General features: G+C 74.2%; 16 protein-coding genes. 7 read left to right on the forward strand and 9 right to left on the reverse strand.

Features of this window, described 5'->3' with window-relative positions:
- Positions 1–9: 9 nt before the first annotated feature.
- Positions 10–906, reverse strand: a complete 897-nt coding sequence (locus tag E2B92_RS11550; RefSeq protein WP_126886751.1) for a class I SAM-dependent methyltransferase — start codon at positions 904–906, stop codon at positions 10–12.
- Between the two features lie 27 nt (positions 907–933).
- On the reverse strand, positions 934–1,947 hold the full coding sequence (locus E2B92_RS11555) for a helix-turn-helix transcriptional regulator (RefSeq protein WP_126886750.1): 1,014 nt from the start codon (positions 1,945–1,947) through the stop codon (positions 934–936).
- 39 nt (positions 1,948–1,986) lie between these two features.
- On the opposite strand from E2B92_RS11555, the gene E2B92_RS11560 reads away from it, so the two are divergent.
- Positions 1,987–2,472: a hypothetical protein gene (locus tag E2B92_RS11560; protein ID WP_126886749.1), complete on the forward strand. Its 486-nt coding sequence runs from the start codon at positions 1,987–1,989 to the stop codon at positions 2,470–2,472.
- Entirely contained in the window at positions 2,469–2,921 is a 453-nt protein-coding gene (locus E2B92_RS11565; RefSeq protein WP_126886748.1) for a hypothetical protein, read from the forward strand. Before E2B92_RS11560 ends, E2B92_RS11565 begins: the two co-directional genes overlap by 4 nt.
- 4 nt (positions 2,922–2,925) lie before the next feature.
- Here the strand turns inward: E2B92_RS11565 and E2B92_RS11570 are convergent, their stop codons facing one another.
- The gene (locus E2B92_RS11570; protein ID WP_126886747.1) at positions 2,926–3,231 is read right to left on the reverse strand and encodes a 4a-hydroxytetrahydrobiopterin dehydratase; all 306 of its coding nucleotides are present in this window, start codon (positions 3,229–3,231) and stop codon (positions 2,926–2,928) included.
- A gap of 103 nt (positions 3,232–3,334) precedes the next feature.
- On the opposite strand from E2B92_RS11570, the gene E2B92_RS11575 reads away from it, so the two are divergent.
- A complete protein-coding gene (locus E2B92_RS11575) occupies positions 3,335–4,141 on the forward strand; it encodes a helix-turn-helix domain-containing protein (RefSeq protein ID WP_126886746.1) in 807 nt (268 codons plus the stop codon).
- 217 nt (positions 4,142–4,358) lie between these two features.
- Here E2B92_RS11575 and E2B92_RS11580 read toward each other — a convergent pair whose 3' ends face one another.
- The gene (locus E2B92_RS11580; RefSeq protein WP_126886745.1) at positions 4,359–4,775 is read right to left on the reverse strand and encodes a hypothetical protein; all 417 of its coding nucleotides are present in this window, start codon (positions 4,773–4,775) and stop codon (positions 4,359–4,361) included.
- Positions 4,776–5,003: 228 nt separating this feature from the next.
- Between E2B92_RS11580 and E2B92_RS11585 the strand changes: the two genes are divergently transcribed.
- A complete protein-coding gene (locus E2B92_RS11585; RefSeq protein WP_126886744.1) occupies positions 5,004–5,378 on the forward strand; it encodes a hypothetical protein in 375 nt (124 codons plus the stop codon).
- 34 nt (positions 5,379–5,412) lie between these two features.
- Here the strand turns inward: E2B92_RS11585 and E2B92_RS11590 are convergent, their stop codons facing one another.
- Entirely contained in the window at positions 5,413–6,036 is a 624-nt protein-coding gene (locus E2B92_RS11590) for a histone deacetylase (RefSeq protein ID WP_126886743.1), read from the reverse strand.
- 143 nt (positions 6,037–6,179) lie between these two features.
- Here E2B92_RS11590 and tdh point away from each other — a divergent pair, with 143 nt between their 5' ends.
- The 3 genes from tdh to E2B92_RS11605 are packed head-to-tail and all read left to right on the forward strand — an operon-like array spanning position 6,180 to position 9,353.
- Positions 6,180–7,208: an L-threonine 3-dehydrogenase gene (tdh, locus tag E2B92_RS11595; protein ID WP_126886742.1), complete on the forward strand. Its 1,029-nt coding sequence runs from the start codon at positions 6,180–6,182 to the stop codon at positions 7,206–7,208.
- 24 nt (positions 7,209–7,232) lie between these two features.
- Positions 7,233–8,414, forward strand: coding sequence for a glycine C-acetyltransferase (locus tag E2B92_RS11600; RefSeq protein WP_126886741.1), 1,182 nt, complete (start codon positions 7,233–7,235; stop codon positions 8,412–8,414).
- A gap of 21 nt (positions 8,415–8,435) precedes the next feature.
- Complete coding sequence (locus tag E2B92_RS11605; protein ID WP_126886740.1) at positions 8,436–9,353, forward strand: LysR family transcriptional regulator; 918 nt, start codon at positions 8,436–8,438, stop codon at positions 9,351–9,353.
- A 44-nt stretch (positions 9,354–9,397) separates the two neighbouring features.
- Here the strand turns inward: E2B92_RS11605 and E2B92_RS33790 are convergent, their stop codons facing one another.
- From E2B92_RS33790 to E2B92_RS11620, 4 genes are read right to left on the reverse strand one after another with little or no spacing between them, the layout of a single operon-like run.
- The gene (locus E2B92_RS33790; RefSeq protein ID WP_268825565.1) at positions 9,398–9,529 is read right to left on the reverse strand and encodes a hypothetical protein; all 132 of its coding nucleotides are present in this window, start codon (positions 9,527–9,529) and stop codon (positions 9,398–9,400) included.
- A gap of 59 nt (positions 9,530–9,588) precedes the next feature.
- Positions 9,589–9,915 carry a hypothetical protein gene (locus E2B92_RS11610; protein ID WP_133087501.1) on the reverse strand — a complete coding sequence of 109 codons (327 nt, stop codon included), beginning with the start codon at positions 9,913–9,915 and terminating at the stop codon, positions 9,589–9,591.
- Positions 9,916–9,974: 59 nt separating this feature from the next.
- Positions 9,975–11,780: a vWA domain-containing protein gene (locus E2B92_RS11615; protein ID WP_126889399.1), complete on the reverse strand. Its 1,806-nt coding sequence runs from the start codon at positions 11,778–11,780 to the stop codon at positions 9,975–9,977.
- Positions 11,777–12,838: an ATP-binding protein gene (locus tag E2B92_RS11620; RefSeq protein WP_126889400.1), complete on the reverse strand. Its 1,062-nt coding sequence runs from the start codon at positions 12,836–12,838 to the stop codon at positions 11,777–11,779. Before E2B92_RS11620 ends, E2B92_RS11615 begins: the two co-directional genes overlap by 4 nt.
- Positions 12,839–12,925: the final 87 nt, after the last annotated feature.

The following is a 12,925-nucleotide window of genomic DNA, read 5'->3' on the forward strand; positions in this document are numbered from 1 at the left end:
ACCGGCGGCTCAGCCCCGGCGGGCCGTGTGCACCGTGCGGGCGGTCAGGACGAACAGGTCCGGCCGCCGGTGCAGGCCCTGGGGCTCCTCGGGGTCGAGCAGCCGGTCCAGGGCGGCCCGGTCCTCGGGCGTGAGCCGCTCACCGAGCCCGTCGCGCGACCGCGCGAACGTGGCCACGACCTGCTCCCGCACCGCGTCGGTGACCGGGGCGGGCACGTCGTGGAGGAACGAGCGGGTGCCGCTCGGCACGAGCCCCGCGTCCGCGAGCAGCGCCCGCCAGTCGTCGACCTCCTCCTTGGCGCCCGGCAGCGCCGCCCGCATCTCGGCGAACCACTCCGCGTGCACCGCGTCGATCCTCGCCTCCAGGCCCGGGCGCCCGATGCCCGGGTTCCTCGGCAGGCGCCGCGTCGGCAGCCCGCCCTCGACGACCGCCAGCAGCCCGCCGGGGCGCAGCAGTCCGGCCAGTCCGGCGACGGCCCCGCGCTGGTCGCCCAGGTGGTGCAGGGAGTCGGCCGCCCAGATCAGGTCGGCGTCGCCCAGGTCGGCGATGCCGCCGGGGAGGTCGGCGTTCAGGGTGGTGATCCGCCCGTCGAGCGACGCGGCGCGGGCCCGCTCCCGGGTGCGCTCCAGCAGCTCGGGCGTGCCGTCGACGGCGACGACCTCCGCGTACGGGAACGCCTCGGCGAGCAGGCAGGACAGCACGCCCGGGCCGCTGCCGACGTCGAGGACGCGGCGCACGCCGGCCGCCGGCGCCAGCTCGCCGAGCCAGGCCACGGCCTGCCGGTACAGCGGGCTCTGGAGCTCCGCGCCCTGCTCCAGCAGCGGCAGCAGCTCGGTCCAGTCCATGTGGGTGTCGTCGTGGTGGTGGTGTGCGTGACCGTGGTGGCCCTGGTGGTGTGCGCTCATGCGGAACAGCGTGGCCCCGGGGCGCGGTCAGGGCGAACTTTGTTGCGACTCCGGCAAAATTACGGGGCGTGCGGGAGGCTCGGCGGCGTACCGCTCGGCGAGCAGCCGGGCCGTCGCGGCGAGCCGGGCGCGCAGCTCGGGCGGGGCGAGGACCTCCACGTCGGCGCCGAGGGCCAGGAACCGGTCGTGGGCGTCGTCCGCCGACTCGACGGGCACCACGGTGCGCGTCCAGCCGTCCGGCTCGACGGTGCCGCTCCCGGCGGCGGCCCGGGCGGCGCCGGTCAGCCGGGACACCCCGCGCGGGGAGAGCCGGACGAGCGCCTCGCCCCGGTGGAGCCGGGCGTGGAAGTCGCGCTGGTACTCCCGCCAGTACGCCGCCAGGTCGAACCCGTCCGGCACGGCGCACTCCTCGTCCGTCACCGTGAGGCGCAGGATCTGGTCGACCCGGTAGGTGCGCGGGCCGGACCCGCCGGGCCGGGCCGCCACGACGTACCAGCGGCCCGCCTTGAGGACCAGGCCGTACGGCTCCAGGCGCCGCTCGACGTCGGTCGGTGCCGTCCAGCGGCGGTAGTGGACGTCGAGGACCCGGCCGCGCCACACCGCGTCGGCGACGGCGGGCAGGAACGGCACGTCGTCGTCCCGCGCGTACCAGCCGGGCGCGTCGAGGTGGAACCTGCGGCTCATGCGGTCGGCCTGCTCCCGCAGCGCGGGCGGCAGGGCGGCGCGCAGCTTGAGCCGGGCGCCCGCGACGGCGGGGCCGAGACCCAGCTCGGCGGCCGGGCCGGGCAGGGCGGTGAGGAACAGCGCCTCGGCCTCGCCGGCGGACAGGCCGGTCAGCCGGGTGCGGTAGCCGGCGAGCAGCTCGTAGCCGCCGCGGTGCCCGGCGTCCCCGTAGAGCGGGACGCCCGCCGTGTGCAGGGCCTCGACGTCCCGGTAGACGGTGCGGACCGAGACCTCCAGCTCGGCGGCGAGCTGGGCGGCGGTCATGCGGCCCCTGGTCTGGAGGAGGAGCAGGATGGACAGGAGCCGGCTGGACTTCACTGACACAGGGTGTCAGTGGACCGCTCGTACCGTCCAGCCATGTCTTTCGCAGAGAAACTCCTGTTCACGGCGGTCCCGGTGGAGGTGGCCGGCCGTCGCGTCAAGCGCTACGAGGTCACCGCCGACCCGGCGGGGATCGCCCCGGACGTGGCGGAGGCGGCGTACGCGCTCCTGCCCGGCCTGCTCCCGGAGCCGGACGCGACCACTCCCCCGGCGTCGTTCACCGTCCTGCACCGGGGCGGTGACGACGGCGCCTACCTCAACGCCTACACGTGGGTGTGGGACAACGTCCTGCACTGCGCCGTCGCGGTGGCCGGACAGCCGACGCTGGGCTGCCCGGACCGCGATCCGACGCACTTCGTGCCCCTTCGCAGACCGTGGATCGGCTGCGTGTGGGAGCTGCCGCCCCTGGCGCACGAACGCGACGCGTGGGTACGGCACATGCTCGCGCCGGACCGCCCGGATCTCGACGCGTACGTGGCCGACGTGCTGCGTTCGCCCCGGACGGGAGGCACGCGCGCGTGACGGACTTCGACTTCCTCGACGGCCGCTGGAACGTCCGCAACCGCCGGCTCGCCGACTTCCTCGACCCCAACAGCGGGTGGGAGGAGTTCGACGGCCACACCACGGGGCACCTCTTCTGGGACGGCGCCGCGCACGTGGACGAGATCGTCTTCCCCTCGAAGGGCTTTCGCGGCCTGACCACGCGCCTGTACGAGCCGGAGACCGGGGAGTGGACGCTGAACTGGGCCAACAGCCGTACGGGCCGCCTGGAGCCGCCCGTACGCGGCCGCTTCGGCGCAGACGGTACGGGGCGGTTCCACGGCGACGACCACCACGCGGGCCGGGCCGTGCGGGTCCGCTTCCTGTGGTCGGACATCACGGCGGCCGGCGCGCGGTGGGAACAGGCCTTCTCGGTGGACGGCGGGGAGACCTGGGTGACGAACTGGGTGATGACCTTCACGCGCGCGTAGCGCGTCAGTCCGCGCCGTGGGAGGGCGCGATCTCCTCGACCCGGGCGGCCAGGGAGAAGTCCTTCTCCGTGATGGCGCCGCCCGCGTCGTGGGTGTTCACGGTGACGTTGACGGTGTTGTAGCCGAGGGTGAGGTCGGAGTGGTGGTTCAGCTCCTCCTGGATGCGGGCGACGTGGACGACCATCGCGGCCGCCGCGAAGTGCGTGCCCAGGCGGTAGGTGCGGGCGATCCGGTCGCCCTCCTGGGACCAGCCGGGAAGTTCCCGCAGCCGGTCCTCGATCTCCTTCTGCGACAGCGGCTCCGTGGGCATGTCCGGGCTCCCTCCGGGTCGGTGCGGACGATGTCGGCGTGACCGTGACCTTACGGTCCGGCGGCGGCCCGCCGCGGTCAACACGTGGGTTACGGTCTGCGGTATGACAACTGTCGCGTCCGGTACCGGAGTAGGGCCGCTGCTGCGCGGCTGGCGTGAGCGGCGGCGGCTGAGCCAGCTCGAGCTCGCCCTGCGCGCCGACTCGTCGGCGCGTCATGTGTCGTTCATCGAGACGGGCCGGTCCCGTCCGAGCGAGGAGATGATCCTGCGCCTCGCCGAGCACCTGGACGTGCCGGTGCGGGAGCGCAACGCCCTGCTGCTGGCGGCGGGTTACGCCCCGCGGTACGCCGAGACGTCCCTGGACGACCCGTCGCTGGACACGCTGCGGGCGGGCATCGATCAGCTCCTCGCCGGGTACGACCCGTATCCGGCGCTCGTGGTGGACGGCTCGTACACGGTGGTGGCCGCCAACCAGGGCATCGCGCGGCTGCTGGACGGGCTGCCCGAGCACCTGCTGACGCCGCCGCTGAACGCCATGCGGATCACCCTGCACCCGGAGGGCCTGGCGCCGCGCATCCACAACCTGCGCGAGTGGCGCGGCCACCTGCTGGCCCAGATGGAGCGCCAGATCGCGCTGGCGCGCTCGGAGCCGCTGCGCAGGCTGTACGAGGAGGTCGCGGCGTATCCGCTGCCGGAGCCGGCGGACGCCCGTCCGGAGGACCGGGAGGACCCCCATCCGTACCCGTACTTCGCGCTGCCGCTGCGGATCGAGCACGACGGGCACCTGCTGTCGTTCGTGTCGTCGATCTCGACGTTCAACACGCCGATGGACGTGACGGTCGCCGAGCTGGCCATCGAGACGCTCCTCCCGGCCGACCCGGCGACGGTCAAGTACCTGCGGTCGCTCTAGGGCGTGTCTTTCGGATCAGGCCGGATCAGGGAGCGGGGTCTGGTGCGTGTGGATGCAAGGCGGAGGAGGGAGCCACTGCGGTGGGGGCACCTCCCGTGCCCGTAGGGCTACGGGGGACATTGGCGACCGACGACAACGCCGCTGGGGGTCCCCCCGCCGAAGGCAGGGGGAGCGCGTGCCAGGGCACGCGAGCCCGGCAAGGTCCGAAAGACACGCCCTAGCGTCCCACCGCCCGCAGGGCGGAGAACTGGAGGACGGCGAACCCCGCGACGGTCGCGGCCTGCGCCGGGATCCACACCGCGCCGGCGGTCGTGGGCGACAGCCAGGCGACGAGCGCCACGATGCTCAGGGCCGCCCACAGGGCGTTGGCGTCCACGACCAGCTTGACGGCCGTGGCGGGCGGCTGCGGGCGGGAGGCGAGGTAGCCGACGCCGGCGGCGAACGCGGTGAGGAACAGGCCGAGTCCGAGCAGGAGCGTGGCGTCGGTGCCGAGGAGCCGCCCGAGGGGCGCGGGGGCGAGGGCGTACGCCAGCCCGTTGGCCCCGGTGACGGCGGCGTCGAGGGCGAGGAAGCGGCGCAGCATGGTCTGCGGCTCGGTGGTGCGGGAGATGCCGGCGAGCAGGGCCTGGGACATGGCGGTCAGCCTCCGTCGAGGTCGTAGGGGCCCGGAGCCCGGCCGGAGTGCGAGACCGTCCGGGTTCCGGTACCGAGAACGATGCCGGTCGGCGGGGAGGGGGTCGATTACCGCCGGGGTAATGCGGGGGCCTGTGGGCGGTCCGTGATGGCCGGGGTGCGGAACCGGCCCGCTCTCCTGGGCGTCCCCCCAGTCACCACGTCTCAGCGAGCGTCTCAGGAGCGGGAAGTGAATCCGGACAGCGTTGCCGCATGGTCGGGGCTCGCCGGAAACGTCATCGCCGTGGCGGTGGCCGTTCTGAGCCTGCGCAAGGCCGAGCGTGCCCTGGCCCAGTCCGAACGCCAGTCGGCACTTGGCCTCCAGAGGGCGGACGCGGCCCTGACACAGGCCCAGGTGATCGCGGAACGCACGCTGGACGCGCACTACCGGATCGACGGGGCCCAGTCGGCCATCGCCTGGCGCGATCAGGTCATCGCGCTGCACGACCGGGGCCTGACACCTGCCCAGATCCGGCACATCATGCTGCTGGAGGACGGAGGCGCGGGGTACGAAGCCAGCAATGGCCGGATCGACGACATCGTGCGGAACCTGCCGCGGGCCTGACCGGGGTCCGGCCGGAGGCCGGCGGTGACTACGGTCAGCTCGCGATCAGCTCCTTGATCCGCCGCTCGGTCCAGTGGCCCGCCGCACCCGGGCAGGCGGCGAGGTAGGCGGCGACGGTGTCCGCGTCCCAGGCGCCCGCCGCGAGCAGGCCGGCGGCGAGGAAGCGGAGGTAGTCGGCGGAGGGGGCGTTCCAGGCGACGTCGGCGAGGTGCCAGGGGGCGGTGAAGGTGAGCAGGGGCAGCCCGTCGAGGGTGCCGGGGTGCACGAGCGTCTCGTAGCGGCCCTCGCCGAGGACCGCCCGGCCGTCGCGGAGGACCTCCGTCAGGTCGAGGGCGGTGTCCGGGCCTGGCTCGCGGTACATCTCCTGGGCGGCGATGGCCGCGAACTGCCCGGCGGTGACGCGGTGCGCCCGGGCGAGGACGCGGCCCTCGGCGTCCGGGTCGTAGAAGGCCCGGCCGCCGGTCCACACCGGGGACTCGGTGGCGAAGTACAGGGCGCCGTTCAGCTCCACCGGGACGGAGGCGGTGGGCAGGCGGCGGTCGCGGCAGCCGGGGTAGGTGCGCAGGGCGCCCGGGGGTGTGCCGCCGACGATGTAGTGGGCCAGGCGGTCGACGTGGGTGTTGGAGCCGTAGGACGTGTACCAGACCTCGGTCGTCATGCGTCGAACGTAGCGGGGCGTGGCGCGTGAAGCTGCGCTGTTGACCCGCTTAAGAAAACCTCGATGGACGCGGCGGGCGCGGGTCGGCAGGGTGGTGCGCGTTCACGATCTCCGTCCGGACCCTCTCGCCTGGAGCCGCACCCATGAAGGCACTCGTCAAGCACAAGGCCGAGCCGGGCCTCTGGCTCATGGACGTCCCGGAGCCCGAGACGGGGTCCGGTGACGTGCTGATCCGGGTGCTGCGCACCGGTATCTGCGGGACGGACCTGCACATCCGCTCCTGGGACGGCTGGGCCCGGCAGGCGGTGTCGGCGCCGCTGGTGCTGGGGCACGAGTTCGTCGGCGAGGTGGCGCACGTCGGCTCCGACGTCACCGACATCGCGGTGGGCGACCTGGTCAGCGGCGAGGGGCACCTGGTGTGCGGGAAGTGCCGCAACTGCCTGGCGGGCCGCCGGCACCTGTGCCGGGCCACGGTCGGGCTGGGTGTGGGGCGGGACGGCGCGTTCGCCGAGTACGTGGCGCTGCCCGCGTCCAATGTGTGGGTGCACCGGACGAAGGTGGACCTGGACGTCGCCGCGATCTTCGACCCGTTCGGGAACGCCGTGCACACGGCGCTGTCCTTCCCGCTGGTCGGCGAGGACGTGCTGATCACCGGTGCGGGCCCGATCGGGATCATGGCGGCGGCGGTGGCCCGGCACGCGGGTGCGCGCAATGTGGTGATCACCGATGTGAGCGAGTCGCGGCTGGAGCTGGCCCGCAAGGTGGGCGCGACGCTCGCCGTGAACGTCGCGGAGTCGTCGATCGGTGAGGCGCAGCGGCAGCTCGGCCTGCGTGAGGGCTTCGACATCGGCCTGGAGATGTCCGGGCGGCCCGAGGCGATGCGGGACATGGTCGCCAACATGACGCACGGCGGCCGGATCGCGATGCTGGGCCTGCCGGCCGAGGAGTTCGCCGTCGACTGGTCGAAGATCGTCACCTCCATGATCACGGTCAAGGGCATCTACGGCCGGGAGATGTTCGAGACGTGGTACGCGATGACCGTCCTGCTGGAGGGCGGTCTCGACCTCAGCCCGGTGATCACCGGCAGCTACGGCTACCAGGACTTCGACGCCGCCTTCGACGAGGCGGCCACCGCCCGCAGCGGCAAGATCATCCTCGACTGGACCGTCTGACCTTCCCTTAGGAGACTCCCACCCATGTACGCGTCCGTCCGCGACGAGCTGCGCGCCACCCTCGACGAGATCCGCGACGCGGGTCTGTTCAAGCCGGAGCGGGTGATCGGCACCCCGCAGAGCGCCACCGTGTCCGTCCCCTCCGGTGAGGTGCTGAACTTCTGCGCCAACAACTACCTGGGTCTGGCCGACCACCCCGAGGTGATCGCCGCCGCCAAGGAGGCGCTGGACCGCTGGGGCTACGGCATGGCGTCCGTGCGCTTCATCTGCGGCACGCAGGACGTCCACAAGGAGCTGGAGCGGCGGCTGTCCGCGTTCCTCGGCCAGGAGGACACGATCCTGTACTCCTCCTGCTTCGACGCCAACGGCGGTGTCTTCGAGACGCTGCTCGGGCCCGAGGACGCGGTGATCTCCGACGCCCTGAACCACGCCTCCATCATCGACGGCATCCGGCTGTCGAAGGCGCGCCGCCACCGGTACGCCAACCGGGACATGGCCGACCTGGAGAAGCAGCTCAAGGAGACCCAGGACGCGCGGCGGCGCCTGATCGTCACCGACGGCGTGTTCTCGATGGACGGCTACGTGGCGCCGCTGCCGGAGATCTGCGACCTCGCCGACCGGTACGACGCCATGGTGATGGTCGACGACTCGCACGCGGTCGGGTTCGTCGGCCCCGGCGGTCGCGGTACGCCCGAGCTGCACGGCGTGATGGACCGGGTCGACATCATCACCGGCACTCTCGGCAAGGCGCTCGGCGGCGCCTCCGGCGGCTATGTGGCGGCCCGCGCGGAGATCGTCGCGCTGCTGCGCCAGCGGTCGCGCCCGTACCTCTTCTCCAACTCGCTCGCCCCGGTGATCGCGGCGGCGTCGCTGAAGGTGCTGGACCTGCTGGAGTCGGCCGGTGACCTGCGGGAGAAGCTGCAGGCCAACACCAAGCTGTTCCGTACGCGGATGACGGAGGCGGGCTTCGAGATCCTGCCCGGCGACCACGCGATCGCCCCGGTGATGATCGGGGACGCGGCACAGGCGGGCCGGATGGCCGAGCTGCTGCTGGAGCGGGGCGTGTACGTGATCGGCTTCTCCTACCCGGTGGTGCCCATGGGGCAGGCCCGCATCCGCGTGCAGCTCTCGGCCGCGCACTCGACGGCGGACGTGGAGCGGGCCGTGGCGGCGTTCACCGACGCCAGGGCGGCGATGGCCGGCTGACAACTGGGGGACAATGGCTGGGTGATCGACCCCCGGCGACTGCGTGTCCTGCGGGCCGCGGCGGACCACCGTACGGTGACCGCCGCGGCCGCGGCGCTGTACCTGACCCCGTCCGCCGTCTCGCAGCAGCTCGCCGCGCTGGAGCAGGAGACGGGGCACGTGCTGCTGACCCGCAGCGGCAAGGGCGTGCGGCTCACGGCGGCCGGCGAGATCCTGCTGGGGCACGCCAACGAGGTGCTGGCGCAGCTCGAGCGGGCCGAGGCGGAGCTCGCGGCGTACGCGGGCGGCGCGGCGGGCGAGGTGACGGTCGCCGCGTTCGCGACCGGGATCGGCGAGGTGCTGGCGCCCGCGATCGGGCGGCTGGCCGGGACGCACCCCGGCATCCGGGTGCGGGTGCGGGACGCGGAGGGCGACGAGTCGCTGCCGCTGGTCCTGGACGGCGAGGCGGACGTGGCGGTGGCGGTGGAGTACCGGGGCGCGCCGCGCGAGGGCGACCGGCGGCTGGCGCGCGTCCCGCTGTACGCGGAGCCGTTCGACGCGGTGCTGCGCGCGGGGCATCCGCTGGGGCAGGAGCCGGAGGTGGCGCTGGCCTCGCTGGCGGACGCCGACTGGATCGCGCCGTACCCGGGGAACCCCTGCCACGACATGGTGCTCCTGGCGTGCGAGCTGGCCGGGTTCGATCCGCGGCTGGTGCACTCCTCGGACGACTTCCGCGCGGTCGTCGCCCTGGCGGGCGCGGGGGCGGGGGTGGCCCTGGTGCCGCGCTCGGCGCTGCGGGGCATCGAGCTGAAGGACGTGGTGGTCCGCCCGGTCGCGGGCCCGGCGGCGTTCCGGCGCGTCTTCGCGGCGGTGCGCCGGGGTGCGGAGGAGCACCCCCTGATCCGTCCGGTGCTGGACGCGCTGGCGGGGTCGGCGCGGGGGCTGTCGGCCCTGGGCTGAGCCGGCGGGCGGGGGCGGCGCCCCCGGCCCTTGCGTGGTGCCGGTTACTTCTCGTCCTCCTCGGGCGGCTGGGGTGCGGTGTCCGCGTCGGTGGCGGTCGGGGCGTCCGGGGCGGTGGCGCGGGTGGCTTCGGCGCGGATGAGGGCGTTGAGGGCGGCGAAGGGGTCGATGGGCATGGCGGGGCCTCCTGCTGGGTGACGTGGCTGGTCGGTGCTGCGGGGGGCGGGCGGGCCGCTCAGCAGCGCAGGACCACGCACGTGAGGGGGCGGACCGTCGGGTGGGCCGGAAGCGGGAGTGGACCGGCGGCCGGTGGCCGGCCGGGGCGGCGGGGACGGGGCGCCCGGGGGCGTACGGCGCGCCGGGGGCGGCGGTCCGTGCGGTGCGGGGCGGCCGCCTCCGCCTCCGTGAGGTCGGGCTCGGGCGCGGCGGAGGCGGCCGGGCGTGGTTCGGCGCCCGGGGCGGGAGCGGCGCCGGCGGTGACGCCCAGCAGGGCGGCCAGCGCCAGGAGGGTGACCAGCACGGCGCGGCGTGCGGCGACGATGAGCCCGGTCGTGCTGGTCATGGGCGTTCCTTTGCCCGTGACCGGACGGCTTGTGCCCGTCCGGGGCCACAACCGCCCGTTCAGCGGAGCCGGAACACCGGGCCCCGCGCGGTGAACGGCAGCCTCGCGCCGTCCGGGACGAGGAAGGCGTGCTCGCGGCGGACGCGGAGCACGTCGCAGTGGCCGTCCGTGATGATCAGGACGGGCGCCGTGGCGGGGAAGTCGCGGGCGCGCAGCAGGAGGTCCAGCCCCGGCTGGAGGACCGTGCCGCCGCGGCCCCGGACGCGTACCCGTCCGGCGATCTCGCCGGGCGGCAGGTAGCCCGCGTCGTACGGGGCGGCGTCGCAGAACACCACGCGCGCCGCGGGGACGTCACGGGCCTCGGCGTACGAGGCGATGGCGCCGAGCGCCTTGCCGAGCAGCCGCCGGTCCATGGAACCGGAGGTGTCCAGGACGACGCCGAAGGTGCAGCGGGCGACCTCCTCGGGCGGGAAGTACCGCCCGGCGCGCGGGATGTCGGGGGTGGACGCCTGGCGGCGGGCCGGCCGGGCGTAGCTGCGCACCGGCTCGGGGCGGGGCACGAACGCGTCGAACCAGCGGGCGAGCCGCGCGTCCCACGGCACCGGGGGGTGCGCCAGCGCCCGGATCTCCTCGACCAGTCCGGCGGGCAGCAGGCCGCGCTCCCCGCTCAGGTGCAGGTCCAGGCCCTGTGCGAGGCCGCGCCGGTAGAACTCGTCGAGGTCCACGTACGCGTGGGGGCGCCCGCCGAGCGGGGCGCCGAGGATGTCGCCGGCGCCCTTGCCGCGCAGGGTGGCCAGGCGCCGCACGCGCCGGGCGTCGGTGACGATCCGGTCGTACACCTCCTCCGCCGACAGGCCGCCGAGGCCCGGGTCGTACAGCAGCCCCTCGGGCATGGTGCCGACGCCCATCTCGACGAGCCAGCCGTTGACGACGTAGTCGGCGGCGACGTTGAACAGGTACGGGTCGCGGGCGCCGCGCCGGTCGCCGTGGCGCAGCGCGGCGTGCAGCATCTCGTGGGCGAGGACGAAGCGCCATTCCTCGTCCTCGTACCGGCGCAGCGGGTTGAGGTAGATCTCGCCGAGGGTGGCGTCGACGGCGGCGACGGAGATGCCGTGCTCCCGGGCGAGTGCGGCGTCGGCGACGAGCTTCATGCCGGACGCGATGCCGCCGAGGAGCGGGTACGAGGAGATGAACCAGCCGAGCGCGCGGTCCCAGGGCTGCTGCGGCCGGATCTCGCCGGTGAGGGAGTCGCGCCGGCCGCCGGCGACGTCCATGGCGGCGGAGACGGTACGGGTGAGGGCGTGCGCGAACGCGAGCTGCCAGTCGGGCGGGGTGTGCCAGGTCGACCAGGGCACGAGGATCTGGTCGGGTGCGTCGCCCGCCGTCCCGCAGTGGGTGAAGGCGGCGGGAACGCCGGTCTTCCGCCAGCGCGCGGCGAGCTGTTCCTCCTCGCCGTCGGGGTAGGCGGCGGGCAGGTCCTCGGGTGCGCGGCCGACGCGGAGGGTGAGCAGGAAGCGGTTGACCACGGCGCAGCGGGCGGCGAGCTCGTAACGGTCGGGCTGCTCGCGGCGCCGGTCCCGGTGGGCGGGTACGTGCCCGAAGCCGAGGTGGATGAGGCAGTGGGCGAGTGCCCAGGCCCATTCGGCGGGTTCGGCGCGGCGGTCGGGGTGGACGTGGATGCGGCCGTTGGAGTCGACGGCGGCCGCCCCGTGACGCGGGGAGTGCGCGCAGTCGCGGCTGCGGCAGATGTCGGCCTCCAGGGCGGCGAGGGCCGGGTGGCGTTTGACGAGGGCGAGTCCGGCGAGGAACGCCTCGGCTGCGGGGTCGGGCCGGCGGGCCTTCTTGGCGGGCCGTGCAGGCGTCACCGGCGGGCCTCGACCAGGCGCGGCAGGTCGCGTGCGGCCTCGATCAGGAACCAGGCGGGCAGGACGGGCTGTCCGTCGGCGTCGTCGGCGATGACGGTCTGGGCGACCTCGACGGAGATCTCGGCGAGCTGCACGAGCAGCGACTTCGCGCGGTGGGCGGCCTCCCGCACGGCGGGCGGGACGCGGTCCTTGGTGGCGGGCAGTTCCTTGATGAGCCGGCCGCGGAAGGCGTCGGCGAGGTAGTAGAGCAGGTCGCGGTCCTCGACGCGGTGCGGCCAGGAGGCGTCGCCCTTGATGATGGCGTCGATGCCGTAGGCGTGGCGCACGATCTTGGCGTACCCGCAGAAGGAGACGGCGTGGGAGGGCGTCAGCGTGCCGTGGGCGACGATCTTGAGGGTCTCCTCGTCGAGCGTGGGCCCGAAGGAGTGCAGCGCGTCGGAGAGCATGTGCCAGGAGCGGGGCGTGGAGAAGGGCTCCTCCGTCTTGGGCGGCTGCGACCAGAGGTGGTCGGGCCGGTCGGTGAGGTAGTCGGTGACCCACGGGTGGATGCCGTTCTCCCCGGCCCACACCAGCCAGTCGTTGGCGCTGGCGCGCAGGTGGACGTGGGTGAGGCGGTTGATCAGCGCGGAGGACACGGGGCGTGCGAGGGCGTTGTCGGTGGCGCGGTTGCCGGCGCCGATGACGATGGACCCTGCGGGCAGTTCGTAGCTGCCGATGCGGCGGTCGAGGATGAGGGAGTAGAACGCCTTCTGCACGTCGGGGGTGGCGGCGTTCAGTTCGTCGAGGAAGAGGCAGTACGGCTCGTCGCGGGCGATGGCCTCGGGCGGGCAGAAGACGGATTTGCCGTCCCTGATCCGGGGGACGCCGATGAGGTCCTCGGGGGCGAGCTGGGTGCCGAGCAGGCTGACGCACTCGAGCCCGAGGGACCGCGCGAAGTCCCTGACGAGCGACGACTTCCCGATGCCGGGCGCGCCCCACAGGAAGACGGGGCGCACGGTGGCGAGGCCGAGCAGCAGCTCGGGAATCCGGGCGGGCGTGACGGTGACGGCGGCCTGCAAGCGGGCTCACTCCTGGGGTGCGCGAAGTCCGGGGCCCCGGACGGGGGTTCGACGCCCGTACGGACGGCGGGCCCGCCCAGTGTGGGC

The organism is Streptomyces sp. WAC05374 (genome assembly GCF_004353505.1).
Classification (GTDB): Bacteria; Actinomycetota; Actinomycetes; order Streptomycetales; family Streptomycetaceae; genus Streptomyces.